The following is a 25668-nucleotide window of genomic DNA, read 5'->3' on the forward strand; positions in this document are numbered from 1 at the left end:
GGCACACGGCTGTGACACTCGGGGAGTGGAGACTTACGGGGGACGCCGGAACCAGGCCGAGCGGGATGCCATCACCGTCGAGATCGGATACGCGCTGTGCAGTGCGCTGTTCGCGGCGGCGGTGCTGTTCGGGGCGGTGGCGGGACCGGCGCTGCTGTTCCAACTGCCGGACATCGTGGAGAAGTTGCTGTTGCGCATCGGGCTCGCGATCGCACCCCTGGTCTTCTTCGCCCGGGTGATCAGTGTGCTGGTGCGCTTCCGGCGGGAGAGCCCTCAGCCCAGCCAGCCGGGCCGCACCAACCCCGACTCGTAGGCCAGCACCACCAGTTGGGCGCGGTCGCGGGCGCCGAGCTTGACCATCGTGCGGCTGACGTGGGTCTTGGCGGTGAGCGGGCTGACGACCAGGCGGCGGGCGATCTCCTCGTTGGACAGGCCGATGCCGACCAGGGCCATCACCTCCCGTTCCCGCTCGGTGAGTCCGGCGAGGACGCCCTCGGCCGCGGGCTCCTTGGAGCGGGCCGCGAACTCGGCGATGAGACGGCGGGTCACCCCCGGCGAGAGGAGCGCGTCGCCGTCGACCACCGCCCTGACCGCGCGCAGGAGTTCCTCCGGTTCGGTGTCCTTGACCAGGAAGCCGGAGGCGCCGGAACGGATCGCCTCGAAGACGTACTCGTCGAGCTCGAAGGTGGTGAGCATGACCACCCTCACGTCCTTCAACGCGTCGTCCTCGGTGATGCGCCGGGTCGCGGCGAGGCCGTCGAGCAGCGGCATCCGGATGTCCATCAGGACGATGTCCGGCCGCAGTTCGCGCACCTTGCGCAGCGCCTCCTGACCGTCCGGGGCCTCCCCCGCCACCTCGATGTCCGGCTGTGCGTCGAGCAGGGCCCGGAAACCGGCCCGCACGAGGGACTGGTCGTCGGCGAGCAGTACGCGGATCACCGGTCGTCCTCCTTGGCCTTCACCTCGAGCGGCAGCACGGCGAGCACCCGGAACCCTCCCCCTGGATGCGGGCCCGCCTCGATCGTGCCACCGAGTGCGGCGGCTCGCTCCCGCATTCCGGCCAGACCGTTGCCGCTGCCGCCCGCGTCGGCGCCGGTCGCGGGCCCGTCGTCGTCGATACGCAGCCGTAGCGCGTCCTCGTCGCGATCGAGCCGCACGCGCGCGTGCCGCGATCCCGAGTGCCGTACGACATTGGTGAGCGCCTCCTGGACGATCCGGAAGGCGGCGAGGTCCGCGCCGGGCGGCAGGGCCGGCGCCGATCCCTCGACCTCGACGGTGAGGCCCGCGCCGGCCGCCTGGGACACCAGCTCGGGCAGGCGGTCGAGGCCCGGCGCGGGGGCGCGCGGCGCGTCACCGGGGGTGCGCAGGGTGTCAAGCACCTGCCGCACCTCGCCGAGCGCCTCCTTGCTGGCGGCCTTGATGGTGGTGAGCGCGGTGCGGGCCTGCTCGGGGTCGCTGTCGAGGAGGGCGAGACCGACCCCGGCCTGGACATTGATGACGGAGATGCTGTGCGCGAGGACGTCGTGCAGTTCCCGGGCGATCCGCAGCCGCTCCTCGTCGGCGCGCCGCTGTGCGGCCCGGGCCCGCTCGGCCCGTTCCCCGGCCCACTGTTCACGGCGGGTCCGCGCCAGCTCCGAGACGGCGACGATGGCGACGACCCAGGCGGCGATCACGCCCTCCTGCCCCCAGGGCGCGGCCGGATCCCTGGACGGGGGCAGCCACTGGTAGAGCCAGTGAGCCACCAGGACGTGCCCGGCCCACAGCATCCCGAGCGCGGTCCAGGCGGCCTTGCGGTGCCCGGCCACGACGGCGCTGAAGCAGGCGAGGGCGACGGTGAGGAACACCGGCCCGTACGGATACCCGGCCCCGAGGTACAGCATCGCGGCAGCCGCCGTACCGAAGACGACGAGCACCGGCTGCCGATGCCGCCACAACAGCAGCCCGGAGCCGGTCACCAGCAGCACCCGCGCGAACACATCGAGCGCGGCCCGGTCGCCGACCTGCTGATGGGCCGCGTAGTTCGACCCCCCGAGCACGAAGAACGTGATCAGCAGGGTGGACGGCCACGGCCACCGGGTGCCCTGGCCGTCGTCGCCGGCACCGCGCCGCCACGACGGCCCGTGCCGCGACCACCGCGGCGAACCGCCCCCGCGCACGCCCCGCTCACCGTCCATGACAGCCACGCTAGACGTCCCGGGCCGGCGAGGACGTCCCCCGAGGGCGGTGATCACGCGTACTCCCGGCGGAGTACGACGGCCTCCCTTGCGCGAGGGCCGCGTGGGGGACGCGGCTCCCCTCGCTCATGTCAGTCCCACGCCCCGCGCGAGGTGCGTCACGGCGTGCCGGAAGAACCGTTCGCGGTCCTCCACCACCCGGTTGAACTGGCCGAACAGCTCGAACCCGATCAGGCCGAACAGCTGGGCCCAGGCGGCGACGAGCGCGGTGGCGACCTCGGGCGGGAGGTCGGGGGCGAGGTCGGCGGCGATGCGTTCGGCCTCGGGGCGCAGTTCGTCGGCGAGTGCGGGCCCGGTCAGGCCAGGGCCGCGGTGTGCGTCGCGGGTGATGCCGATGAGGAGGAGACCCACGCGTGAGGCGGCCCGGACCGTCGTCTGCGGTGCGGTGTAGCCCGGGATCGGGGATCCGTAGATCAGGGCGTACTCGTGGGGGTGTGCGAGCGCCCACGCGCGTGCCGCCTCGCACACCGTCACCCAGCGTTCCGTCGGCCCCGCCTGGGCGACGGCTGCGTGCGCGTGCTCCGCGCTCTCGCCCAGCGAGTCGTAGGCGTCGATGATGAGAGCGGTCAGGAGGTCGTCGCGGCTGGCGAAGTAGCGGTAGAGGGCGGAGGAGACCATGCCGAGCTCACGGGCCACGGCCCGCAGCGAGAGCTTGGCGGCGCCTTCCGCGGCGAGTTGTCTGCGCGCCTCGTCCTTGATGGTGGCGGTGACCTCGATCCGGGCTCGGGCGCGGGCGCCTTGTGCGGTACTCATGGGCCTCAGTCTCCCATGGAATGAGAGCGGTGCACACAAACGAGAGCACCGCTCTTGCCCTGACGCCCGCCCCGGTGCCAGACTGGACACCGGAAGAGAGCGGTGCTCACAAAAGAGAGCGACGCTCTCCCGAATCCTGGGGGTCACATGTCCACGCACGTACAGAAGCCCGGCTGGTTCACGGTCAACGTCCTCAACCGCACGGTGGCCTTCCTGACCCGTCGCGGGCTCAGCGTCTGGGGCTCACGCGTCCTGGCCGTCCGCGGCCGCAAGAGCGGCGAATGGCGCACCACCCCGGTCAATCTGATGACCCTGGACGGCGAGCAGTACCTGGTCGCCCCGCGCGGCCACGTCCAGTGGACCCACAACATGCGTGCGGCCGGCGGCGGCGAGCTGCACCTGGGCAAGAAGGTGGACGCCTTCACCGCCACCGAGGTCGCCGACGAGGAGAAGGTCCCGCTCCTGCGCGCCTACCTCAAGCGCTGGAAGGCCGAGGTCGGCGTCTTCTTCAACGGCGTCGGTCCCGACTCCCCCGACGCCGACCTGCTCCGCATCGCCCCCGACCACCCCGTCTTCCGGGTCACGCTCACGAAGTGACCTCGCCGCCCGCGGGCCGCTCGGGACGCGGGTCCAGCGCGGCCAGGGCCCGCTGGGCCATCGGCCGGCCCCGGACCAGCTCGCCAAGCGAGGTCGAGCCCTGGGTGATCTCCTTGAACGCGTTCCACGCGGGCCGGAAACCCGTCAGCGCCGCGTGGAACAGACCGGGTCGGCGCTCGAACGCGGTCAGCATCCGCTTGCCGACGCTCATCTCGACGCCGAGGCCCGCCTTGACGGCGAACGCGTAGTTCAGCGCCTGGCGGCGGGCGTCCACCGCGTCGTGGGCCTCGGCGATCCGCACCGCCCACTCCCCCGCGAGCCGCCCGGAGCGCAGCGCGAAGGAGATGCCCTCGCGGGTCCACGGTTCCAGGAGCCCCGCCGCGTCACCGCACACCAGCACCCGCCCGCGCGAGAGCGGCGAGTCGTCGGCACGGCAGCGGGTCAGGTGGCCGGAGGAGATGCTCGGTTCGAACCCGGCGAGGCCGAGCCGCCCGACGAAGTCCTCCAAGTACCGCTTGGTGGCCGCGCCTTCACCGCGCGCGGAGATCACGCCGACCGTCAGGGTGTCCCCCTTGGGGAAGACCCAGCCGTAACTGCCGGGCATCGGGCCCCAGTCGATGAGCACCCGCCCCTTCCAGTCCTCGGCGACGGTCTCCGGCACCGGGATCTCCGCCTCCAGGCCGAGGTCCACCTGGCCGAGCTTCACTCCGACATGCGCGCCTATCCGGCTGGCGCTGCCGTCGGCCCCGACGACCGCCCGCGCGAGGATCGTCTCGCCGCCCTGGAGGACCACGGCGACGGTACGCCGGTCGGGCACCGCCGGGCCGTGCTGCTCGACGCGCTGCACAGTGGCGCCCGTGCGCAGTTCGGCGCCCGCCTTCTGCGCGTGCTCTACGAGCTGCTGGTCGAACTCGGGCCGGTTGATCAGCCCGAACAGCATCTGCTTGGAGCGCCGGGTCCGTGTGAAGCGGCCGTTGTTCGAGAACGTGACCGCGTACACCCGGTCCCGGAACGGCAGCTCGAAGCCGGGCGGCAACGAGTCCCGCGAGGGGCCGATGATCCCGCCGCCGCACGTCTTGTACCGGGGCAGCTCGGCCTTCTCCAGCAACAGCACGCGCCGCCCGGCCACCGCCGCCGCGTAGGCGGCCGAGGCCCCCGCGGGTCCCGCGCCCACCACGACGACGTCCCACACCCGCCGTCCCTCGTCCTGGACGCCGTCCGCCGAAGAGTCGTCCGCCGTGGGGGCGTCCGCTGCGGAGTCGCCCGCCGAAGAATCGCCCGCCGAAGTGTTCTCGCTGCTCACGATGGTCTGCTGCTCCCGATCAAGCCATTGCCGCACCTGTCTCCCGCATCCTACGGCGGGCCCGCCCACAGACCACTGTGGGAGGATCTACGGCACTCACAGGTACAACGTCGCACCCACAAGGAGCGTGCCCATGTCGTCGAATCCGGTCGCCGAGACCGTCGCCAAGCTGATGCCCAGGGCGCGGGCGGAGCTCACCGAACTGGTGGCGTTCAAGTCGGTGGCGGACTTCGACCAGTTCCCGAGGAGCGAGAGCGAGGCCGCCGCCCGCTGGGTCGCGGACGCGCTCATTGCCGACGGATTCCAGGACGTGGCCCTGCTCGACACCCCGGACGGGACCCAGTCCGTCTACGGCTACCTGCCCGGCCCCGAGGGCGCGAAGACCGTCCTGCTCTACGCCCATTACGACGTGCAGCCGCCGCTGGACGAGGCCGGCTGGACGACCCCGCCCTTCGAGCTCACCGAGCGCGACGGCCGCTGGTACGGGCGCGGGGCCGCCGACTGCAAGGGCGGCGTGATCATGCACCTGCTCGCGCTGCGCGCCCTCAAGGCCAACGGCGGGATCCCGGTCCACGTCAAGTTCATCGCCGAGGGCTCGGAGGAGCAGGGCACGGGCGGCCTGGAGCGGTACGCCGAGGAACATCCCGCGCTCCTGGAGGCGGACACCGTCGTCATCGGCGACGCGGGCAACTTCCGCGTCGGCCTGCCGACGGTCACCGCCACCCTGCGCGGCATGACCATGATGCGGATCCAGGTCGACACCCTGGAGGGCAACCTGCACTCGGGCCAGTTCGGCGGCGCCGCCCCCGACGCGCTGGCCGCGCTGATCCGCGTACTGGACTCGCTGCGCGGGAAGGACGGCACGACCAGGATCGACGGGCTCACGCCGGACGCGTCCTGGGACGGCCTCGAGTACGACGAGGAGCAGTTCCGGGCGGACGCCAAGGTCCTGGACGGCGTCGAGCTGATCGGTGACGGCACGGTCGCCGACCGCCTCTGGGCCCGCCCGGCCGTGACGGTCCTCGGCATCGACTGCCCGCCCGTCGTCGGCGCCACCCCGTCGGTGCAGGCGAGCGCCCGTGCGCTGGTCAGCCTGCGGGTACCGCCGGGCATCGACGCGGCCGAGGCGACCAAGCTGCTCCAGGCGCATCTGGAGACGCACACGCCGTGGGGCGCGCTGGTGCGCACCGAGCAGATCGGCCAGGGCCAGCCGTTCCGCGCGGACACCACCAGCCCGGCGTACGCGGCGATGGCCGACGCGATGGCGGTGGCCTACCCGGGCCAGGAGATGCAGTACGCAGGACAGGGCGGCTCCATCCCCCTGTGCAACACCCTCGCGGCGCTCTACCCGCACGCCGAGATCCTGCTCATCGGCCTGAGCGAGCCGGAGGCCCAGATCCACGCCGTGAACGAGAGCGTCTCCCCCGAGGAGCTGGAGCGCCTGTCGGTGGCGGAGGCCCTGTTCCTGCGCAACTACGCGGCGAGCTGATCCGGTAGCTCTGCTGTCGGCAGAAGGCCCTCGTCCACGGACGGGGGCCTTCCTACGGTCGTCCCATGGACGTCATCGAGCTGCTCCCGCACCTCCACCTCCTGCGCTTCCCCGTCGGCCAGGCCTACCTCTGGCGCGACGGCGACGAGTCGACCCTGATCGACGCGGGCCCTGCGGGTTCCGCCGCGCCGATCGCCGCCCGCGTCGAGGGGCAGCTGCGACGGATCGTGCTCACCCACTTCCACGAGGACCACGTGGGCGGGGCGGCCGAGTTGGCCGCCGTGACCGGCGCCGAGGTGCTCGCGCACCGGCTCGACGCCCTCGCCGTACGAGGCGAAGTGCCGGGTCCGCCACCGGTGTTCGAGGACTGGGAGCGCCCCCTGCACGCGGAAGCTCTACGGCACCTGCCGCAGGGCGAGTTCGCGAGGCCGCCGAAGCTCACCGAGCTGTCCGAGGGCGATGTTCTCGACTTCGGCGGCGGGGCCCGGGTCGTCCACGTCCCCGGCCACACCCCCGGCAGCCTCGCGCTCCATCTCCCGGAGCACGGGGTGCTGTTCACGGGGGACGCGGTGGCGGCCTCGCCGTTCGACGGAAAGGTGATGTTGGGCGTGTTCAACGTCGACCGCGCCCAGGCCCTGGACTCCTTCGCGAAGTTGGCGGCACTCGGCGCGAACCTGGCCTGCTTCGGTCACGGGGACCCGATCATGGGACCATGGACTCCCCCGCCCGCCTGAGCACCCACGCCGACACCGCCACCTCCCTCGCCCTCCTGAGCGACGGCGACCTCGCGGACCTGGTGGCGTCGGGCGCCCCCGCGGGCACGGGGATCGGTGGCCGGGCGACGCTGCTGGAGGTGGACGGCGTACGGGTCTTCGTGAAACAGGTCCCGCTCACCGACACCGAACGCCACCCGGTCCACGTCCGCTCCACGGCGAACCTCTTCGACCTGCCCGCCCACTGCCACTACGGCATCGGCGAGATCGGCAGCCCCGGCTTCGGCGCATGGCGCGAGCTGGCCGTGCACGAGATGACGACCGACTGGGTGCGCTCGGATCGCTTCCCGGGCTTTCCGCTGCTGCACCACTGGCGGGTGCTGCCCGACACCCCGCACCCCCTGCCCGAGGCACTCGCCGACGTGGAGCGGGCGGTGACCTACTGGGGCGGCGGGCGTCAGCGCATCGAGGCCCTGCGCACCGCGTCAGCGCGCCTGACCCTCTTCCTGGAGTACCTGCCGCACACCGTCCACGACTGGCTCTCCGCCCAGCTGCGCACACAGGACGCCGACTCGGCCTGCGCCCTCGTGGAGCAGGGCCTCGAAGCCGTCACCGGTTTCCTCCGCGAACAGCAACTCGTCCACTTCGACGCCCACTTCGGCAACATCCTCACCGACGGACGCCGGCTCTACCTCGCCGACTACGGACTGTCCCTGTCCAGCCGCTTCCGACTCACCGCGCAGGAACGCGACTTCCAGGCCCGCCACCGCCGCTACGACCGCGCCTACGCCCTCTCCTACCTGGTGCACTGGCTGGTCGTGGACCAGTACGGCCTCGCCAGGGACGCACGCGAGGACTTCATCCGCGCGTGCGCCGACGGCAACCGCCCCGAGGGGATCCCCAGGGCGGCCGCCGCCCTCATCTCACGCCATGCCCGACTGGCGACCGTGGTCGGCGACTTCAACCGCCGGCTGGAGCAGGAGAGCAGGCTCACGCCCTACCCTCACGACGAAGTCGACGCACTGTCCCCCGATGCGGTCAGCGCCGGATCGAGCACGATGTCCTCGGCCCGGGCCTCGACGCTGGGCTCCTCCGGGAAGTGACAGGCCGTCAGGTGGTCCTCGGCGTTGCCCGTCAGGCGCACCAGCGGCGGTTCCTCGGTCGCGCACCGGTCCTGTGCCTTCCAGCACCGGGTACGGAAGCGGCAGCCGGAGGGCGGGTCCACCGGTGAGGGCACGTCCCCGGCGAGCCGGATGCGCTCGCGCCGCCGGGTGCCGTCCGGGTCGGCCTCGGGGACCGCGGACAGCAGCGCGTGGGTGTAGGGGTGCCGGGGCCCGGTGTACAGCGTCTGCCGGTCGGCGACCTCGACGATCTTGCCGAGGTACATCACCGCGACCCGTTCGCAGAAGTGCCGTACGACGGCGAGGTCGTGGGCGATGAAGACGAACGCGATGCCGAACTCCCGCTGGAGGTCCTGGAGCAGGTTGACGATCTGCGCCTGGATGGACACGTCCAGCGCCGACACCGGCTCGTCGGCGACGATCAGCTTGGGCCGCAGTGCCAGAGCGCGGGCGATCCCGATGCGCTGGCGCTGGCCCCCGGAGAACTCGTTCGGGTAGCGGTTGTAGTGCTCGGGGCTGAGGCCGACCGTCTCCAGCAGTTCCTGGGCGCGCTTCTTGTGACCCTGCGGCGGGTTGATGCCGTTGAGCCGCATCGGTGTTTCCACGATCGTGCCGACCGTGTGCCGGGGGTTCAGCGAGGAATACGGGTCCTGGAAGATCATCTGGAGGTTGCGGCGAGCCTCCTTCATCCGGTTCTCCGGGGTATGGGTGATGTCCTCGCCGTCGAACACCACCTTCCCGGCCGTGGGTTCCAGCAGCCGGGTGACCAGCCTGCCAGTGGTCGACTTGCCGCAGCCGGACTCGCCGACCAGGCCGAGCGACTGACCCGCGCCGACCGTGAAGTCGATGCCGTCGACGGCGTGCACGGCCCCGATCTGCCGCTGGAAGACGATGCCGTGGCGGATCGGGAAGTGCTTGGTGAGGCCGCTTACCTCGAGCAGGTGCTCCCCGGCGGCGGGCTGTGTGGTGCTCACGGCATGCTCCTGTTCGTCCGCCGCCCTCACTGCGCGGCTCCGGCGGCCGTACGACCGCGGATCTCTGTTCTGGTCTCCGGGGTGAGGTGGCAGGCGGCGAGGTGCCGGCCGGTTCCGGCGACGGCCACCAGTTCGGGCCGTTCCGCCGCGCAACGCCCCCCGGTCACCCAGCCCTTGTAGGTGCAGCGGGGATGGAAGGCGCAGCCGGAGGGCGGGTTGATGAGGCTCGGCGGGGAGCCCGCGATGGGGTTCAGTCGTCGCCCGACGTCCCCGGTGATCTGCGGCATCGACTCCAACAGGCCCCAGGTGTAGGGGTGCTGGGGTTCCTTGAGCACGTCGTGCACGGTGCCGTACTCGATGCGGCGGCCGCCGTACATCACCAGGATGTCGTCGGCGATGTCGGCCACCACACCGAGGTCGTGGGTGATGAGGATGACCGCGGAGCCGAACTCCTCCTGGAGATCGCGGATCAGGTCGAGGATCTGCGCCTGGACGGTGACGTCCAGGGCTGTCGTCGGCTCGTCGGCGATGAGCAGTTCGGGGTCGCAGACCAGCGCCATGGCGATCATCGTGCGCTGGCGCATGCCGCCGGAGAACTGGTGCGGGTAGTCCCGCGCCCGGCGGTCGGGCTGCGGGATGCCGACCCGTTTCAGCATCTCCACGGCGCGCTCCCGGGCCTCCTTCTTCGAGACCTTGTGATGGACCCGGTAGGCCTCGGCGATCTGGGCGCCGACGGTGAAGTACGGGTGCAGGGCGGACAGCGGGTCCTGGAAGATCATGGAGACCGTACGGCCGCGCAGCGCGCGCATGTCGCGCTCGGGAAGGGCGACCAGCTCCCTGCCGTCCAGCCTGATCTCGCCGGAGACGGCGGCGCGCGTGCCCTTGTGCAGCCCGAGCAGGGCCAGCGAGGTGACCGACTTCCCCGAGCCGGACTCGCCGACGATGCCGAGGGTGCTGCCCTTCTCCAGGGTGAAGGAGACGCCGTCGACGGACTTGACGATGCCGTCCTCGGTCGGGAAGTGCACCCGCAGGTCCCGTACGTCGAGGAAGGGGGCGGCCGCGGGATCGGCGGCCGCCGGTTGCGGTGAGGTCTGGAGGGACACGGGGTTTTCCTTGCTGCGGTGAGGGGCTCAGGCGAGGCGGACGCGGGGGTCGACGAGGCCGTAGACCACGTCTTCGACCACGTTGGCGAGCACCACGAAGGTGGCCGCGAAGAGCGTGGTGCCGAGGATGACCGGCAGGTCGGAGTTCTGTACCGAGTCGACCGCGAGCTTGCCGATGCCGTTGATGCCGAACACCGACTCGGTGATGACCGCGGAGCCGCCGATCAGGGAGCCGACGTCCATGCCGAAGATGGTGATGATCGGGGTGATCGCGGCCCGCAGACCGTGCTTGAGAACGACCCTGCCGGTGGACAGGCCCTTGGCCCGGGCGGTGCGCATGTAGTCCTCGGCGAAGACCTCCAGCATGGAGGAGCGGGTGAGCCGGGTGTACAGCGCGAGGTAGACGATGACCAGGGTGGCCCACGGCAGGATCAGGCCCTGGAACCAGGCGGTCGGGTCCTGGGTGATCGGGGTGTAGCCGGAGGCGGGCAGGATCTGCCACTTGTCGACGAACAGGTAGAGCAGCAGCAGGCCGACGAAGTAGATCTGTACCGAGACACCGAGCAGGGCGAGTCCGACCGCCGCCTTGTCGGCCGCCCTGCCCCGGCGGACCGCGGCGAGTGTGCCGAGGCCGACGCCCAGGATCAGGAAGAACACCGCGGCGCCGAGGCCCAGCGACAGGTCCGCGGGGAAGTCGTCCAGCAGGGTGCTGAGGACGGGGGTGTCGGTCTGGAAGGAGATGCCGAGACAGGGCGCGCCGCAGTGCACCCGCACGCTCTGGTCGCCGAAGTCCCGGCCGGCGAAGAGGCCCTTGAAGAACTCCCAGAACTGGGTGAGGAAGCTCCGGTCGAGTCCGAGCGAATGCTTGATCTCGGTCAGCCGGGAGGGCGAGCAGGTCTTTCCGCAGGCCAGGAGCGCGGGGTCGGACGGCAGCGCGAAGAAGATCACGAAGGTGATCACGGTGATCACCAGCAGGATCGCGGCCGCTGCCAGCAGGCGCCGGATGAGGTAACGAAGCATGTCGTGCTGGACCCTGACGTGAGAGGGGGTGTGCCCGCCGGCCGGGGCCGCCGGCGGGACTGGGAGGGCTGCGTCAGCTCTTGGCGCGTCAGCTCTTGACGTAGGCGTGGACCAGGCTGGGCTCGGCCAGGATGGGGTCCGGGATGACCCCGCCGACCTTGGAGCCCGCCAGTTCGCTGAAGTTCATGTACATCAGCGGGACCACGGCGGCGTCCTTCATGATCTGCTCGTCCAGCGCGCCATAGGCCGCGTCGGCCTGCTTGACGTCGGTCATCTTGGCGATCTTGTCGATCTGCCCGTTGACCGCGGGGTCATTCAGGTACGACAGGTCCTGGTTGGACTGCGGCAGCTTCGCGATCTGCCGTCCGTCGAAGAGCACGGGCAGCACGGTGGAGGCGTTCGGCCAGTCCGCGATCCAGTCGCCCCACGTGAGGTCGTACTGGTTCTTCACGTTGTCGATGGTGCTGAAGTAGTTCGCCGCGTCGATCGGCGTGATGTTCACGGTGATGCCGATCGTGCCGAGCGAGGTCTTCACGGCGTCGGCGAAGTGCTCCTCGGTGGTGGTGTTCTCGACCGCAAGCGACATGGTGAGCTTGGGGTTGCCGGCCTGCTTCATCAACGCCTTGGCCTTGGTGGCGTCGCCCGCGGGGTTGGTGCTGTAGAAGTTGAACTTCCGGTAGCCGCCGATACCGGGGCTGAGCATGGTGCTCGCGTAGCCGCCGTACGCCGAGCCACCGAACGCGCCACGCACGGTGGTCTTGTCGATCGCCTCCTCGATGGCCTGACGGACCTTCAGGTCCTTGACCCTGGTGGTGTTGATCGCGAGGTAGTTGATGCCCGGGGCCGGGATGTCGTAGAGGCGCGACTTCAGGGACGGGTCACTGGAGATCGTCGTCAGGTCGGAGCCCGCGATCGGCCACTGCATGATCGAGGTCTGGGCGGCACCGGCGTCGGACTTGATCTGCTGGTCGATCGCCGACTGGTCCTGACCCAGTTTCACGTCGATCTCGTTGACGTTCTGCTGCCGGATCGGGTCGGTCGACTGCTTCCAGGCGGTGTTCCTGACAAGGACGAGTTCCTTGTTCTTGGTGTACGACTTGATCATGTACGGTCCGTCGGACCAGACGTGCGTGTCGTACGTGGCCCCCGTGTCGTGGGCCTTGGGCACCGCCGACCAGCCGGGCATGGCGGTCGTCTGGTTGAAGTCGGCGACGGGCTGGCCGAGATGGAACACGATCGTGGACGCGTCCGGCGTCCCGATGGAGGCCAGTTCCTTGCCCGAGTAGGGCCCCTTGTAGGTGGAGCCGCCGACCAGCCACTGACTGGCGTACGGCGGGCCGCCGTTGATGTCGGGCGAGAAGGTCCGCTCGACGCCGTACTTGACGTCCTGCGCGGTGACGGCCTTGCCGTCCTGCCAGGTGACGCCCTTGCGCAGATGGAAGGTCCACACCGTGTCGTCCTTGCTGGGCGTTCCGGTGTCGGTGGCCAGGTCGCCGACGAGCTTGGGCTGTGAGCCCGTCTCGTCCCACCCGGTCAGGGTGCGCACGAGCTCCTGGTCCATGCTCGAACCCTCGGTGGTGTAGACGCGCTGGGGGTCGAGGTGGTCGAAGTCGGCGTGGTCGAGGACGGTCAGCGTGCCGCCCTTGGCCGGGGAGCCGCTTCCGGTGGTGCTGGAGGAGCCCCCGCATGCGGTGGCCCCCAGGGCGATCGCCACGGCGGTGGCCGCGAGCGCGATCGAGCGCCTTCTGCGCGTCATGAGGTAACACTCCGTTCTTCTACGGACTCGGCGGCGGCCCAAGTGGGGCCGTGCGCCCCGGTGTTGACCGGTGTTGAGGGGACCGCGTCAGCCGCGGGCCGCGCGGGGATCCAGGGCGTCCCGGACGCCGTCGCCGAGGAGGTTCAGCGCCAGGACGAGCATCAGCAGCAGGACTCCGGGGACGAACAGGTACATGGGGTCCTGGAGGAAGAACTGCGAGGCGTCCGACAGCAGCGCCCCCCAGTCCGGGTTGGGCGGGATGACGCCCACGCCGAGGTAGGACAGGGCCGCCTCGGTGGTGATGTTCTGCGGGACGGCCAGCGCGAAGGAGATCAGTACCGGCGCCCACAGGTTGGGCAGCAGCTGCCGGAAGAGGATGTGCCACCGCCCCGCGCTGATGATCCGCGCCGCGTCGACGAACTCCCGCTCGCGCAGCGACAGGACCTGTCCGCGCACCAGCCGGGCGGTGTAGGCCCAGGCGAACACCGCGATGTTGAGGACGAGGACCAGCAGGCGGAGGTTCTCGTCGGTGCCGCCGTGGCTGTTGGTCTGCATCGCGTTCTGGATGACCGGGGTCAGCGCGATGATGAACAGCAGCTGCGGGAAGGCCAGCATCACGTCCATGATCCGCGACAGCACGGAGTCGACCCAGCCGCCGGAGTACCCCGCCGCGAGACCGGCCACGACACCCACGACGGTGGACAGGACGGCCGAGGCGAGGCCGACGAACAGCGAGGTGCGCAGTCCGTAGACGATCCGGGCGAACAGGTCGTAGCCCGTGCCCGGTTCGACGCCCAGGAGGTGGGTGAGGCTGATGCCGCCCAGCGCCCCGCGCGGGAAGTTGCCGGTGTCCGGGTCGATCGCCCTGCCGTCGGGGGTGATCGGCCCCCAGCCGGTGACCGCCGTCAGGACCGGTGCCAGCAGCGCGATCAGGATGAAGAGCACCGTGATCACGAAAGCGGCCATGGTGACCTTGTCACGTCTGATGCGCCGCCAGGCCATCCGGGCGGGCGAGCGCCCGGTGATGACCGTGCCGTCGCGCCGCGGGTCCGGCGAGGGTTCACCGGCTTGTGTGGTGCCGGTGTCGGCGGGCATCGGCTGCTGTTGCGTCGTCATCGTGCGGACGTCCCGGGTATGTGCTGGGGCCGGCGCGGAGTTTTCGCCGTCGCCAACGGACAGGGTCTCGTCATGGGGTGTTCCCTGAGGGGAAAGACGTCGGTCGCCGGCCGTTGTCGGCGCCGTGAGACTGAGCGGACTGTCGCAACCCGCCAAGAGACCGGTCAAGGCGGAAAATGACCGGAAAGGGGATTGTTTGCGCTCGTTGCCAAGAGTTGACGAGGGTGGGACGTTTCGTTAGCTCTGACATGGAGGTATCGCGACGATTTACTTGACGGGCTCTCGCACCCCGCTTGCCTGAATCGAACGTGCTCGAACATGACGAAGCCCCGTCGACGGTGCGCGCCGACGGGGCCCATCCGGAGGTCAGCCGACCGGAACTCCGGCTTCCAGGTACAGCGCCACCCCACGCTCCCGAGCCCGAAGGGCCCACTTGAGCCGCTCGTAGCGCACCGGCGGCAGCAGCTCCGCGGCCTCTTCCTCGCTGGCGAAGCACCAGCCGCGCAGTTCGGGACCCGGCAGCAGGACAGCCCGCGCCCGGGCGGGGTCGAGCCGCCCGCCGTCGAAGAGGAGGCGCAGCCCGCCGTACCCGGGAGGCGCGGGCGGTTCCCAGTCGACGACCAGGAGACGCGGTACGTCGTCCAGCCGGATGCCGGTCTCCTCGGCTACCTCGCGCATCCCGGCCTGTGCGGGCGCCTCGCCCCGCTCGACGACTCCGCCGGGGAACTCCCAGCCGGCCTTGTAGGTGGGGTCGACGAGCAGCACCCGGTCCTGTTCGTCGAAGAGGAGGACCCCGGCGGCCACGGTCTCGGCGGTGGGCTCGGGGGTCTGCACGATGTCGCACACGGGCACGGTCCCGGCGCCGAGGTCCTCGATGATGCGGACGGCCGTCTCGTACGGGGTGAGCCCGCTGGTGTCGATCGGATGGGCGTCGGCGGCGAGCCAGGAGGCGAGGGCGGCCCGGTAGGGCTCGATGCGGTCGTACGCCCAGTGCCCCTGCCCCAGCTGGCCGAGCGGAAGGGTCGGCGGGGCCTCCCGCCCGGCTATTCGCTCGCGCAGGATCGTTTCCGCCGGAGCGAGGAGAATGTGCCGGACGCTGATCCGGCGGGCGGCGAGGCCGCCGAAGATCTCGTCGCGGTACTCCTGGCGCAGCAGGGCCATGGGGACCACGAGGGTCCCGCCCAGCTCGGCGAGCATCGCAGCGGCCGTGTCGATCAGCAGTCGTCGCCAGATCGGCAGGTCCTGGAAGTCGCCGACCTCGGCGAGGTGCTTGGGCGGCAGCAGCCGCACGACCGCCGCGCCGATGTCCTCGGGGTCGAAGAGCGTGCTGTTCGGGATCAGTTCGATCAGTTCCCGTGCGGTGGTGGTCTTCCCCGCACCGAACGCGCCGTTGATCCAGACGATCACGGACTCCCCCTCTTCTGTTTGGCCCCCTGTGGCTTGCCCGTTCCACCCTGCCACGGAAACCAGCCGCAGATGAGGGCGCAAAAGCGGCACCGGGGCTCCTCGTCCTGAGAACCCCGGTGCCGCGGTCCGTGCGGTCCTCGTCAGCCGTTCTGCCCGAGAGCGGTCTCGTCCAGGCCGTCCAGGCTCTCGGCAGTGACGGTGTGATCGAGGGTGCTGAGGCTCTTGTCGACGTCGAGGTGATCGAGTTCCTCACCCAGGGCGTGCGAGGGGGTGATCGCCGCGACGACGAAGCCGGTGGCGAGGGAGGCGATGGCGAGCATGCTGCGCTTCTTCATGGCCTGATCAACGGCACCGGCTGGAATGAGTCACGCTGCCGCACCCCGGGCCGCTCCCTTCCACCAGAGTCCAACACGTCCTAACGTAAACGCCCAAACGATGACGCGTACATGCCGTCATCGCACCTTCCGCTGGTTCGGAGGAACGTAACGATGCGTCACCTTCACACCCGCACGATCCGCCGAAGGATGGTCACCGCGCTCACGGTGCTGCTGTTCGCGGCCTCCGGGGCGGCCCCGGCCGTCGCGGCCGAAGAGGACACGGGCTCTCCCGCCTCCCCCGCCCTGGCCGACGGCCTCGCCCTCACGCCGCCCATGGGCTTCAACAACTGGAACTCGACCCACTGCCGGGCCGAGTTCAACGAGTCCATGGTCAAGGGGATCGCGGACATCTTCGTCGACAAGGGCCTCAAGGACGCCGGGTACCAGTACGTCAACCTCGACGACTGCTGGGCCCTGCCGGACCGGGACGCCGACGGCAAACTCGTCCCGGACCCGGCCCGCTTCCCGAACGGCATCAAGGCCGTCGCCGACTATGTGCACTCCAAGGGGCTCAAGCTCGGCATCTACACCAGCGCGGGCACGAAGACATGCAGCAGCTCCGGTTTCCCGGGCGCGCTGGGCCACGAGTACAGCGACGCCCAGCAGTTCGCCGACTGGGGCGTCGACTACCTGAAGTACGACAACTGCAACAACCAGGGTGTGGACGCCAAGCTGCGCTACACGACCATGCGCGACGCTCTCAAGGCGACCGGCAGACCGATCGTGTACAGCATCTGCGAATGGGGCCAGAACAAGCCCTGGGAGTGGGCGGCGGACGTCGGCCACCTGTGGCGCACCACCGGCGACATCAGCGACTCCTGGGGTTCGATGCTCTCGATCCTCAAGCAGAACCTGCCGCTCGCGGCGCACGCCGGCCCCGGCCACTGGAACGACCCCGACATGCTGGAGGTCGGCAACGGCGGCATGACGGCCACCGAGTACCGCTCGCACTTCTCGATGTGGTCCGTCATGGCAGCCCCGCTGCTCATCGGCAGCGACCTGCGCTCGGCCTCCGCACAGACCTTCGAGATCCTCGGCAACAAGGAGGTCATCGCCGTCGACCAGGATCCGCTGGGCAAGCAGGGCAGCGTCGTCTCCTCCGAGGGCGGGCGCTGGGTCGTCGCCAAGGAGATGAAGGACGGCAGCCGTACGGTCGCCCTGTTCAACGAGTCGAGCAGCCCCCAGCGCATCGCAACGACCACCGCGGCCGTCGGCCTGCCCGCCGCCGACGCGTACACCCTGCGCGACCTGTGGCGGCACCGGAGCTACAACACCGCGGGCACGATCTCGGCGACCGTCCCCGCGCACGGGACGGTTCTCGTACGGGTCTCGGCCGACCGCGGGTGGCGCCAGCACCCGCCCGCCGTCGAACTCGGCCTGGACGGCAGCACCTTGGTCCAGACGGGCACGCCTGCCGCACTGACGACCACGGTCACCGACCTGGGACGCACCCCGGCCAGGCAGGTCTCCGTACGGCTGTCCGGTCCCGAGGGCTGGACCGTGAGGGCGACGACACCGACCTCCGCCACGGCCCTGCCCACGGGCCGTTCGCTGCGCACGAAGTGGTCGGTCACCGCTCCGCCGGGGACGCCGACGGGGTCGTACGACCTGACGCTGAAGGCGAGTTACCGCTCACCCACCGGCGTCCGGGCCGACAGCACCCTGCCCTTCGCCGCGACCGTGGTGGTCCCGCCGCCCTCGGGTACCTCAGGGCTCGGTGATCTGCCCTGGCTGTCGGCCGCCAACGGCTACGGTCCCGTCGAACGCAACACCAGCAACGGGGAGAGCGCCGCGGGCGACGGCCATCCGCTCACCATCGGCGGGGTGGTGTACGCCAAGGGGCTCGGGGTCCATGCCGAGAGTGCCGTCGAGTACTACACGGGCGCGGCCTGCGAGACGGTCACCGCGCAGGTCGGCGTGGACGACGAGAAGGGCGCGAACGGCACGGTCGCCTTCGAGGTGTGGGCGGACGGCACCAAGGTGGCATCCACCGGCGTCCTGACCAACGCCATGCCGGCCCAACCGCTCACCGCGGACGTCACCGGTGCCCGGCTGGTCAGGCTGGTCGTCACCGACGGCGGCGACGGCATCGACTCCGACCACGCCGACTGGGCCGACGCGCAGTTGAGCTGCTGAGAGCTGCCGTACGCACTTGGCGGGCGGGCCCGTGTCCGGACCCGCCCGCCAAGTGAACGTTTCTCCGACCCTGTCGGCCCGGACTTCCCGGTGTCAGACCACGGCGGCCGTGTCGGTCCGCTTCGCCAGCGCCGCCGCGGCCGCCCCGACCAATCCGGCGTCCGTGCCCATCTGCGCGGGCACGATCGTCAGACGCTGGACGAAGGACAGGGTGGCGTAGTCGCCCAGCGCCTTGCGCAGCGGTTCGAACAGGACGTCGCCCGCCTTGCCGACCCCGCCGCCGATGACCGCGATGTCGATCTCCACGAGGGTCGCGGTGGCCGCGATACCGGCGGCCAGCGCCCGGGCCGCCCGGGCGAAGGAGGCCACGGCGACCGGGTCGCCGCCCCGGGCCGCGTCGGCCACCGCGGCGGCGGAGGTGTCGCCGTCGGGACCGGGCCGCCAGCCGTTCTCCAGCGCCCGCCGGGCGATGTTCGGACCGCTGGCTATGCGTTCCACACAGCCGCGCGCGCCGCACGGGCACGGGTCACCGTCGATGTCGACGCTGATGTGCCCGATGTGACCGGCGTTGCCGGTGGGCCCGGCATGCAGCTGGCCGTTCAGCACCAGACCGCCGCCGACCCCGGTCGACACGACCATGCACAGCGCGTTGTCGTGCCCGCGCGCGGCCCCCTGCCAGTGTTCCGCCGCCGTGATGGCCACACCGTCGCCGATCAGCTCGACGGGGAGCCCGCCGGCCGCCTCCCGGACCCTGCGGACCAGCGGATAGTCGCGCCAGCCGGGCACGTTCACCGGGCTCACGGTGCCGGTGGAGGCGTCCACCGGGCCGGCGCTGCCGATGCCGAGGGCGCCTGCGCGTCCCCACAGCGGCGAGTCGGTGAGTTCGCCGAGGGTCTCCTCGACGGCCCGCATCACGCTCTCGCCGTCCTCCTGCGCGGGCGTGGCGCGCTGCGCGCGGAGCAGGATCCGGCCGTGGCCGTCCACCAGCGCTCCGGCGATCTTGGTGCCGCCGATGTCGAGCGCAGCCACGAGGTCGGTGTGCATCAGTGTCAGTTCTCCCCGGTCAACCTTGGGAATGGACAGGCCGGTGTCGCGGTGGGGGCGCTGGCCGACAGATTGCGGTGGACAGTGTCTCCCGCATCTGACAACGTTGTCCAGGCTCTATGCTCGACGCCACATCCTCATACAAAATCATGGAACGCCGCATCCCCGTCGACGACAGGACAGGACGCCGTATCGTGCCCGAGACCCACAGCCGAGCAGACCGCCTCGCCACGACCCGGTACGGCAACCGGCCGACCATGAAGGACGTGGCCGCGCGAGCCGGCGTCGGGCTGAAGACGGTCTCGCGCGTGGTCAACGGCGAAGCGGGGGTCACACCCGAGACGGAGCACCGGGTCCGGGAGGCCATCGAGGCCCTCGGCTTCCGCCGCAACGACAGCGCGCGCGTACTGCGCAAGGGCCGTACCGCCAGCATCGGCCTAGTCCTGGAGGACCTCGCCGACCCGTTCTACGGCCCGCTCAGCCGCGCGGTGGAGGAGATCGCCCGGGCCAACGGCGCCCTGCTCATCAACGGCTCCAGCGCCGAGGACCCGGAGCGCGAGCAGGAGCTGGTGCTGGCGCTGTGCGCCCGTCGGGTGGACGGCCTGGTGGTCATTCCGGCCGGTGACGACCACCGTTATCTGGAGCCGGAGCTGAAGGCGGGCGTGGCCACGGTGTTCGTGGACCGTCCGGCGGGCCGGATCGACGCCGACGTGGTCCTCTCCGACAACTTCGGCGGCGCCCGCAACGCCGTGGCCCACCTCATCGCCCACGGCCACCGGCGGATCGGCTTCATCGGCGACATGCCCCGCATCCACACGGCCGTCGAGCGGCTGCGCGGATACCGGACCGCCATGGAGGACGCCGGCATCGAGGTGGCGGACGCCTGGACGTCGCTGGGCGTCACCGACCCGCAGCGGGTGCGCCGGGCGGCCGAGGACATGCTCTCCGGCTCCTCCCCCGTCACCGCGATCTTCACCGGCAACAACCGGGTGACGGTCACCGTGATCCGGGTCCTCGCCGAGCACACCCGCCGGGTCGCCCTCGTCGGCTTCGACGACATCGAACTCGCCGATCTGCTGCAGCCGGGCGTCACGGTCGTCGCGCAGGACGCGGCGACCCTGGGTCGTACGGCCGCGGAGCGGCTGTTCCGCCAGCTGGACGGCACGCTGCTGACGCCGGAGCGGATCGAACTCCCGACCCGACTGATCACCCGGGGCTCGGGCGAGCTGCCGCCGGCGGACTGAGCGGTCATGGAGGACTTCACCCTGGAGACCCTCGGCCTGGCCGAGGCACCTCGCGATCACCCGCTGCGGTACCCCGGCGCCTGGCCGGCGGACTCCGCGCTGCTCGACGGTGACCGGCTGGTTCCTCTTCCCCGCGAGGACAGGTGGCACGAGGAGCGCGCCCCCGTCCTCGCGGTCGGCTCCAACGCCAGTCCGGCGCAACTGCGGCACAAGATGGCCGAGTTCGGGATCACCTCGCCGATCCCGATGGTGAAGGCACGGGTGACCGGCGTCGACGTGGGCGTCTCCGCGCATGTGAGCCGCATGGGATACGTGTCGGCGTCTCCCTTCCACGCCCCGGACGCCGTACGGGAGTTGTTCGTCATCTGGCTGGACGCCGAGCAACTGACGGTCATCGACGCGAGCGAGGGGGTGCCCCTGGCGCACGGCAACTACGGGCGGGCCTGGCTGCCCGCGCCCGAGGTACGGGTCGAGCTGCCCGGCGGCGTGACCCTGCCCGGTGTCCACTCGTACGTCAACCGCCACGGCGTCCTGCACGACGGCACCGGCGCCCCGCGTACCCACCCCGGCCAGCTGGAGCTGCTGACCGAACTCCTCGTGGGATCGTTCCGGTTGCGGGAGCTGTTCGGGGCCACCCCGGAGGAGTTCGTGGCGCGGGCGCGCGCCGACCGGCATCTGTGCGCGGCGGGCACCCGGCTGTTCGCCGAGGAGAAGCGGGTCACGGAGTCCGGCCTGGAGCGGTACGTGAGGGCTCAGCAGACCGGGAGTCCGGGCACCGGCTCGTCGTTGTTGCCGCCCTTGAGGTAGACGTCGCTGACGTAGACGCCGGTGTTGCCGCTGTCGTCGTCCGTCTTCGCCCACCAGACGTTGGTCCACTGGCCCGAGGTCTCGCGGCGGCCCAGGTTCGACTGGCAGAAGAAATAGTTGGTGCCCGCGTAGAGGACGCCGGCCTCGGCGCCGGAGGCGGTGTAGGACTTGGCGGTCTTCCAGACGGTGCAGTTGTATTTGCCGCCGCCGATGGCGGTGCAGGCCGGTGCCGGGGCGGGGGTGCTGGGGTCGTCGTGGCCGGTCGTAGCGCCGCCTCCGGAGCCGCCGCCATGGTCACCACCCGAGCCGCCGCCGGCCGATTTCGCCGTGGCGGACGCGGAGGCACGGCTCGAGGGCTTGGCGCTGCCGCCCTGGTCCGAGGTCTTCTTCGCGCCCGGGGTCTTCTTGGCCTCCCCGTCCGTGAGCGCGGCGCTGCCTGCGTGGTCGGCGTCGGTGCGCTCGGAGGCGGAGGCCGAGGCCGGCTCACTCGTGCCGGACGCGATCGGGCGGGCGTCGGCCTCGGCCTTGCCCGAGTTGTTCATCAGGGCGACGACCGTGCCGGCCACCGCGAGAACGACCACGACGGCCGCGGCGGAGAGCAGGACGCGCCGGTTGCGACGGGGCGCTCGGGAGGGGTCCATGGGGCGCGTGTCGCGAAGGACGGGCGCCTCGTAGCTGTGCGCCAAGGGTGCCGGCGGTCCCGGAACAGGGCCTTGGGGTACGGCGGATGCCGCCGAGCCAGGTGCCGGAGCACCGCCTGGGGAGGCAGGGGCGAAGCCCTGCCCAGTCGATCCGGCCTGTCCCACGGCATCGCCCTGAGCAGCGGACCCGACCCACCAAGGCGCCGGGGCCTCGACCTGTCCCGTGGCACCCACGGCTGGAGTCCCGGCCCCTGTCGGCTGGGTGGCCGCCGGTCCCGGGGCCGCTGCGGGGCCCGCCGTTTCGTGCCGCCCGTCCTGCTCGGCCTCATCCCTCGCCGGCGATCCGGATCCCGGCGCCGCCGGGACGTCGGGTGCCGTCCCGGCCTGCCCCGCCGAGCCCGCCGTACCGCGCAAGGTTGTCGTGGCGTTGTCCGCCCCGGCCTCGGCACCGTCCGCCACCGCCTGCAGCAGCACGCGGGCCTCCTCGGCCCCCGGGCGGGCCTCGGGCCGCTTGTCCAGCAGCCGCTGGAGGACGGGGCCGAGGGGGCCGGCACGGTGGGACTCGGGGAGCGGTTCGCCGACGATCGCGGTGAGCGTGGAGAACGTCGACGTACGGCGGAACGGTGAGGCACCCTCGATGGCCGCGTACAGCGTGGCGCCCAGGCCCCACACGTCGGAGGCCGGTCCCGGATCGGCGCCCTGGGCGCGCTCGGGGGCCATGTAGTCCAGGGACCCGACGAGGTGCCCCGTGCGGGTGAGGCTGGTGGCCGAGCCGTCGCCCGGGTCGTCCATGGTGGCGATGCCGAAGTCGGTGAGCAGGACCCGCCCGGAGCGGTCGAGCAGGATGTTGCCCGGCTTGACGTCCCGGTGCAGTACGCCGACCGCGTGGGCGGCGGCCAGCGCGTCCATGACCTTGGCGCCGATCGCGGCCGCCTCACGCGGGTCGAGGGGGCCGCGGCTGCGCAGCACGGCGTCCAGGGACGGGCCGTCGACCAGCTCCATGACGATCAGGGGGCGCCCGTCGACCTCGGCCACGTCGTGCACCGCGACGACGCCGGGATGCCGGACCCGGGCCGCCGCGCGTGCCTCGCGCTGCATCCGCAGCCGCAAATCGGCCAGTTCGGGGCCGTCGGCGTCGGTGTAGGTGCGCAGTTCCTTGACGGCGACCTCGCGGCCGAGGACCTCGTCGACGGCCCGCCAGACCACGCCCATACCGCCGCGCCCGAGCTGGGCCACGACCCGATAACGCCCGGCCAGGAGCCGACCGGCCTCGTCCTGGCCCTTCCCGTTGGTCTCCCCCGAAGACACCGCTGCCCCGTTTCTGTGACACGTCAATGCGTGCCGTACAGACTACGGGGCAGGAGTGACAACTCCAGCCGCCGGTTGCGTCTGTGACAGGGCCGCTACGTCTTCCCCAACTCCTCTACTTACTTCGTGGAGACCGTCAGATCACCGCGCCGGGGCGCCGCGTAGCCCTCCAGGTCGGCCCGAGTCAGACCGGTCAGCCGTGCGACCTCGCCGATGTCGAGGGCGCCGCAGTCGAGTCCGCGCAGCAGATAGCCGCTGAGCGCCTTGGCGGTGGCGGGCTCGTCCATGACGTCACCGCCGACCCGGCCCGCGTACCGGGCGAGACGGCCGGCGGCCTGCTCGAAGCCCTCGCGGTAGAAGGCGAACACGGCCGCGTACCGGGTCGGGAGGTGGGCGGGGTGCATGTCCCAGCCCTGGTAGTAGGCGCGGGCCAGGGCGCGGCGGGTGAGGCCGTAGTGCAACCGCCAGGCGTCGTGGACCTTCGCGGTCGGCCCGACCGGCAGCACGTTCGTGGAGCCGTCCGAGACGCGTACGCCGGTGCCCGCGGCCGCGACCTGCATGACCGCCTTGGCGTGGTCGGCGGCGGGGTGGTCACTGGCCTGGTGGGCGGCGGAGACACCGAGGCAGGCGCTGTAGTCGAAGGTGCCGTAGTGCAGTCCGGTGGCGCGGCCCTCGGCGGCCTGGATCATACGGGCGACCGTGGCGGTGCCGTCGGTGGCGAGGATGGACTGGCTGGTCTCGATCTGGATCTCGAAGCCGAGCCGGCCGGAGTCCAGGCCGTGCGCCTTCTCGAAGGCCTCCAGGAGCCGGACGAACGCGGTGACCTGCTCGGCGTAGGTCACCTTCGGCAGGGTGAGCACCAGGCCCTCGGGCAGGCCGCCCGCCGCCATCAGGCCGGTGAGGAAGACGTCGAGGGTCCGGATGCCCCGGTCCCGGACGGCCGCCTCCATGCACTTCATGCGGATGCCCATGTACGGCGCCGCTGTGCCGTCCTGGTACGCCTCGGCGATCAGCCGGGCCGCGCGGGCCGCCGTCTCGTCCTCCTCGGCGTCCGGGCGCGGGCCGTAGCCGTCCTCGAAGTCGACGCGCAGGTCCTCGATCGGCTCGTGCTCCAGCTTGGCCCGCACGCGCGCGTGGACGGGCTCGGCGAGTTCGTCGGACAGCCCGAGGACGGCGGCGAGGGAGGCGGCGTCCGGGGCGTGTTCGTCGAGGGCGGCGAGGGCCTTCTCGCCCCAGGAGCGGACGGTGTCGGCGGCGAAGGCGTCACCGGGGACGTAGACGGTGTGCACGGGCTGGCGGGTGCCGGGGTCTCCGGGGTAGCGGCGCTCCAGTTCGGCGTCGACCGGCGCGAGGGAGGCGCTGATCTCCTCGCTGACGGCACCCGCGAGGCTCGTCGCCACCTGCTCCTGCTGGCCCTGACCCATCCCACAGCCTCCTGTTTTCCGCGATACGGAATCAACAATCCGTAGAACGAAGTTATCCGCGAAGCTTCCCGACGGTCAACACCCCGTCCACAGCATGAGCCACCGCATTCATCCAAGGTGCCGAGAACCCCTACGCCCTCTACCGCACTCCGGTTCGAACAATCATCCTGTCCCGTCGGGAGGGAACTACATGTCGGACACCCACAGAATGACGCGTCGCATGGGCCTCAGAACCGCCATGGCCGCCGCCGTCACCGTGCCCCTGATGGGCACGCTGCCGGCCTCCGCCGCCCGGCCGTACCACCGCCGACTCGATGTCATGACGTTCAATCTGCGCTTCGCCAGCACCTTGGAACCCAACAGCTGGACCGCCCGCCGCCCGGTGATGCGCCATCTGCTGCGCCAGGAGGCCCCCACCCTGATGGGCACCCAGGAAGGCCTCTACCAGCAACTGCTCGACATCCATTCCGACCTCGGACCGCAGTACGAGTGGATCGGCACCGGCCGCGAGGGCGGCAGCCACGACGAGTCCACGGCGGTCTTCTACGACACCCGGCGGCTGGCCCCCGTCGAGCACGACACGTACTGGCTCTCCGACACACCCAGGGTCATCGGCTCGAACACCTGGGGCGCCGCGCTCCCCCGGATCGTCACCTGGGTCCGCTTCCGCGACCGGGCCGCCGGCGGACGGGAGTTCCACGTCCTCAACACCCATTTCGACCATGTGGGCCAGTACGCGCGCGAGCGGTCCGCACAGTTCCTCGCCCAGAAGATCGCCGCGTTCGACCCGGCCCTGCCGGTCGTCGTGACCGGCGACTTCAACGCCGCGGCCCACGACAACCAGGCGTACGACACCCTGCTCGCCGCGGGGCTGGTCGACACCTGGGACGCGGCCGCCGAACGCAGCGCGCTGTACGCCACCTTCCACGGTTACCGACCCCTCGTCCCCGACGGCGACCGCATCGACTGGATCCTGGCCACGCCCGGCACGACCGTGCACCGGGCCGCCGTCAACACCTATGAGAGGAACGGACAGTTCCCGAGCGACCACCTGCCGGTGCAGGCGACGCTCACCCTGGGATGAGGAGAGGCCCCCGCGAC

The 25668-nt window shown here is 71.2% G+C and carries 23 protein-coding genes; 9 read left to right on the plus strand and 14 right to left on the minus strand.

Annotated features, from left to right (window positions below; all coding sequences use genetic code 11):
* The first annotated feature begins 25 nt into the window (after window positions 1-25).
* Window positions 26-313 carry a DUF6332 family protein gene (locus ACFVYN_RS06360; RefSeq protein WP_389993290.1) on the plus strand — a complete coding sequence of 96 codons (288 nt, stop codon included), beginning with the start codon at window positions 26-28 and terminating at the stop codon, window positions 311-313.
* Here ACFVYN_RS06360 and ACFVYN_RS06365 read toward each other — a convergent pair.
* From ACFVYN_RS06365 to ACFVYN_RS06375, 3 genes are all read right to left on the minus strand, one after another.
* The gene (locus ACFVYN_RS06365) at window positions 274-939 is read right to left on the minus strand and encodes a response regulator (RefSeq protein WP_389993293.1); all 666 of its coding nucleotides are present in this window, start codon (window positions 937-939) and stop codon (window positions 274-276) included. The two genes, ACFVYN_RS06360 and ACFVYN_RS06365, sit on opposite strands and share 40 nt — an antisense overlap.
* A complete protein-coding gene (locus tag ACFVYN_RS06370) occupies window positions 936-2174 on the minus strand; it encodes a sensor histidine kinase (protein ID WP_389993296.1) in 1239 nt (412 codons plus the stop codon). Before ACFVYN_RS06370 ends, ACFVYN_RS06365 begins: the two co-directional genes overlap by 4 nt.
* Window positions 2175-2300: 126 nt before the next feature.
* Window positions 2301-2987, minus strand: a complete 687-nt coding sequence (locus tag ACFVYN_RS06375) for a TetR/AcrR family transcriptional regulator (protein ID WP_389993298.1) — start codon at window positions 2985-2987, stop codon at window positions 2301-2303.
* Window positions 2988-3134: 147 nt separating this feature from the next.
* Here ACFVYN_RS06375 and ACFVYN_RS06380 point away from each other — a divergent pair, with 147 nt between their 5' ends.
* On the plus strand, window positions 3135-3584 hold the full coding sequence (locus ACFVYN_RS06380) for a nitroreductase family deazaflavin-dependent oxidoreductase (protein ID WP_389993301.1): 450 nt from the start codon (window positions 3135-3137) through the stop codon (window positions 3582-3584).
* On the opposite strand, the gene ACFVYN_RS06385 is transcribed toward ACFVYN_RS06380, so the two are convergent.
* Complete coding sequence (locus tag ACFVYN_RS06385) at window positions 3574-4776, minus strand: geranylgeranyl reductase family protein (RefSeq protein WP_389993374.1); 1203 nt, start codon at window positions 4774-4776, stop codon at window positions 3574-3576. The genes ACFVYN_RS06380 and ACFVYN_RS06385 overlap by 11 nt on opposite strands.
* 244 nt (window positions 4777-5020) lie before the next feature.
* Here ACFVYN_RS06385 and ACFVYN_RS06390 point away from each other — a divergent pair, with 244 nt between their 5' ends.
* From ACFVYN_RS06390 to ACFVYN_RS06400, 3 genes are all read left to right on the plus strand, one after another.
* Window positions 5021-6376, plus strand: a complete 1356-nt coding sequence (locus ACFVYN_RS06390; RefSeq protein ID WP_389993304.1) for a dipeptidase — start codon at window positions 5021-5023, stop codon at window positions 6374-6376.
* 65 nt (window positions 6377-6441) lie between these two features.
* A complete protein-coding gene (locus ACFVYN_RS06395; RefSeq protein ID WP_389993307.1) occupies window positions 6442-7110 on the plus strand; it encodes an MBL fold metallo-hydrolase in 669 nt (222 codons plus the stop codon).
* The gene (locus ACFVYN_RS06400; protein ID WP_389993309.1) at window positions 7089-8192 is read left to right on the plus strand and encodes a protein kinase family protein; all 1104 of its coding nucleotides are present in this window, start codon (window positions 7089-7091) and stop codon (window positions 8190-8192) included. Before ACFVYN_RS06395 ends, ACFVYN_RS06400 begins: the two co-directional genes overlap by 22 nt.
* Here ACFVYN_RS06400 and ACFVYN_RS06405 read toward each other — a convergent pair.
* The 7 genes from ACFVYN_RS06405 to ACFVYN_RS06435 form a co-directional block, all read right to left on the minus strand.
* Window positions 8093-9214 carry an ABC transporter ATP-binding protein gene (locus ACFVYN_RS06405; protein WP_389993312.1) on the minus strand — a complete coding sequence of 374 codons (1122 nt, stop codon included), beginning with the start codon at window positions 9212-9214 and terminating at the stop codon, window positions 8093-8095. The genes ACFVYN_RS06400 and ACFVYN_RS06405 overlap by 100 nt on opposite strands.
* The gene (locus ACFVYN_RS06410; RefSeq protein WP_389993315.1) at window positions 9211-10287 is read right to left on the minus strand and encodes an ABC transporter ATP-binding protein; all 1077 of its coding nucleotides are present in this window, start codon (window positions 10285-10287) and stop codon (window positions 9211-9213) included. The genes ACFVYN_RS06405 and ACFVYN_RS06410 overlap by 4 nt, the downstream gene beginning before the upstream one ends.
* 27 nt (window positions 10288-10314) lie before the next feature.
* Window positions 10315-11307 (minus strand): ABC transporter permease, encoded by a 993-nt coding sequence (locus ACFVYN_RS06415; RefSeq protein WP_389993318.1) that lies wholly within the window; start codon window positions 11305-11307, stop codon window positions 10315-10317.
* 88 nt (window positions 11308-11395) lie between these two features.
* Window positions 11396-13063, minus strand: coding sequence for an ABC transporter substrate-binding protein (locus tag ACFVYN_RS06420; RefSeq protein ID WP_389993321.1), 1668 nt, complete (start codon window positions 13061-13063; stop codon window positions 11396-11398).
* A gap of 87 nt (window positions 13064-13150) precedes the next feature.
* A complete protein-coding gene (locus ACFVYN_RS06425) occupies window positions 13151-14179 on the minus strand; it encodes an ABC transporter permease (RefSeq protein WP_389993324.1) in 1029 nt (342 codons plus the stop codon).
* Window positions 14180-14545: 366 nt separating this feature from the next.
* Window positions 14546-15586 carry an NUDIX domain-containing protein gene (locus ACFVYN_RS06430; protein ID WP_389993326.1) on the minus strand — a complete coding sequence of 347 codons (1041 nt, stop codon included), beginning with the start codon at window positions 15584-15586 and terminating at the stop codon, window positions 14546-14548.
* A 140-nt stretch (window positions 15587-15726) separates the two neighbouring features.
* Window positions 15727-15921 carry a hypothetical protein gene (locus ACFVYN_RS06435; protein ID WP_389993329.1) on the minus strand — a complete coding sequence of 65 codons (195 nt, stop codon included), beginning with the start codon at window positions 15919-15921 and terminating at the stop codon, window positions 15727-15729.
* A 153-nt stretch (window positions 15922-16074) separates the two neighbouring features.
* On the opposite strand from ACFVYN_RS06435, the gene ACFVYN_RS06440 reads away from it, so the two are divergent.
* Window positions 16075-18099 (plus strand): NPCBM/NEW2 domain-containing protein, encoded by a 2025-nt coding sequence (locus ACFVYN_RS06440; protein WP_389993332.1) that lies wholly within the window; start codon window positions 16075-16077, stop codon window positions 18097-18099.
* Window positions 18100-18192: 93 nt separating this feature from the next.
* On the opposite strand, the gene ACFVYN_RS06445 is transcribed toward ACFVYN_RS06440, so the two are convergent.
* Window positions 18193-19143 carry an ROK family protein gene (locus tag ACFVYN_RS06445; protein ID WP_389993335.1) on the minus strand — a complete coding sequence of 317 codons (951 nt, stop codon included), beginning with the start codon at window positions 19141-19143 and terminating at the stop codon, window positions 18193-18195.
* Window positions 19144-19337: 194 nt separating this feature from the next.
* On the opposite strand from ACFVYN_RS06445, the gene ACFVYN_RS06450 reads away from it, so the two are divergent.
* Window positions 19338-20387: a LacI family DNA-binding transcriptional regulator gene (locus tag ACFVYN_RS06450; protein WP_389993377.1), complete on the plus strand. Its 1050-nt coding sequence runs from the start codon at window positions 19338-19340 to the stop codon at window positions 20385-20387.
* A 6-nt stretch (window positions 20388-20393) separates the two neighbouring features.
* Window positions 20394-21194, plus strand: a complete 801-nt coding sequence (locus ACFVYN_RS06455) for a hypothetical protein (protein WP_389993338.1) — start codon at window positions 20394-20396, stop codon at window positions 21192-21194.
* Here the strand turns inward: ACFVYN_RS06455 and ACFVYN_RS06460 are convergent.
* A complete protein-coding gene (locus tag ACFVYN_RS06460) occupies window positions 21140-23143 on the minus strand; it encodes a serine/threonine-protein kinase (protein WP_389993341.1) in 2004 nt (667 codons plus the stop codon). The two genes, ACFVYN_RS06455 and ACFVYN_RS06460, sit on opposite strands and share 55 nt — an antisense overlap.
* A gap of 119 nt (window positions 23144-23262) precedes the next feature.
* A complete protein-coding gene (locus ACFVYN_RS06465; RefSeq protein WP_389993344.1) occupies window positions 23263-24567 on the minus strand; it encodes a DUF6986 family protein in 1305 nt (434 codons plus the stop codon).
* Window positions 24568-24757: 190 nt separating this feature from the next.
* On the opposite strand from ACFVYN_RS06465, the gene ACFVYN_RS06470 reads away from it, so the two are divergent.
* A complete protein-coding gene (locus ACFVYN_RS06470) occupies window positions 24758-25651 on the plus strand; it encodes an endonuclease/exonuclease/phosphatase family protein (RefSeq protein WP_389993347.1) in 894 nt (297 codons plus the stop codon).
* Window positions 25652-25668 lie beyond the last annotated feature (17 nt).

The organism is Streptomyces sp. NPDC058307 (genome assembly GCF_042880295.1).
Lineage (GTDB): Bacteria > Actinomycetota > Actinomycetes > Streptomycetales > Streptomycetaceae > Streptomyces.

Excerpts from the sequence above, each read along its gene's own strand:
- ACFVYN_RS06370 (WP_389993296.1), bottom strand. The coding sequence starts at position 2,174 with ATGGACGGTGAGCGGGGCGTGCGCGGGGGCGGTTCGCCGCGGTGGTCG.
- ACFVYN_RS06375 (WP_389993298.1), bottom strand. The coding sequence starts at position 2,987 with ATGAGTACCGCACAAGGCGCCCGCGCCCGAGCCCGGATCGAGGTCACC.
- ACFVYN_RS06380 (WP_389993301.1), top strand. The coding sequence starts at position 3,135 with ATGTCCACGCACGTACAGAAGCCCGGCTGGTTCACGGTCAACGTCCTC.
- ACFVYN_RS06390 (WP_389993304.1), top strand. The coding sequence starts at position 5,021 with ATGTCGTCGAATCCGGTCGCCGAGACCGTCGCCAAGCTGATGCCCAGG.
- ACFVYN_RS06395 (WP_389993307.1), top strand. The coding sequence starts at position 6,442 with ATGGACGTCATCGAGCTGCTCCCGCACCTCCACCTCCTGCGCTTCCCC.
- ACFVYN_RS06400 (WP_389993309.1), top strand. The coding sequence starts at position 7,089 with ATGGACTCCCCCGCCCGCCTGAGCACCCACGCCGACACCGCCACCTCC.
- ACFVYN_RS06415 (WP_389993318.1), bottom strand. The coding sequence starts at position 11,307 with ATGCTTCGTTACCTCATCCGGCGCCTGCTGGCAGCGGCCGCGATCCTG.
- ACFVYN_RS06420 (WP_389993321.1), bottom strand. The coding sequence starts at position 13,063 with ATGACGCGCAGAAGGCGCTCGATCGCGCTCGCGGCCACCGCCGTGGCG.
- ACFVYN_RS06425 (WP_389993324.1), bottom strand. The coding sequence starts at position 14,179 with ATGACGACGCAACAGCAGCCGATGCCCGCCGACACCGGCACCACACAA.
- ACFVYN_RS06435 (WP_389993329.1), bottom strand. The coding sequence starts at position 15,921 with ATGAAGAAGCGCAGCATGCTCGCCATCGCCTCCCTCGCCACCGGCTTC.
- ACFVYN_RS06440 (WP_389993332.1), top strand. The coding sequence starts at position 16,075 with ATGCGTCACCTTCACACCCGCACGATCCGCCGAAGGATGGTCACCGCG.
- ACFVYN_RS06445 (WP_389993335.1), bottom strand. The coding sequence starts at position 19,143 with ATGCACACCGACCTCGTGGCTGCGCTCGACATCGGCGGCACCAAGATC.
- ACFVYN_RS06455 (WP_389993338.1), top strand. The coding sequence starts at position 20,394 with ATGGAGGACTTCACCCTGGAGACCCTCGGCCTGGCCGAGGCACCTCGC.
- ACFVYN_RS06465 (WP_389993344.1), bottom strand. The coding sequence starts at position 24,567 with ATGGGTCAGGGCCAGCAGGAGCAGGTGGCGACGAGCCTCGCGGGTGCC.
- ACFVYN_RS06470 (WP_389993347.1), top strand. The coding sequence starts at position 24,758 with ATGTCGGACACCCACAGAATGACGCGTCGCATGGGCCTCAGAACCGCC.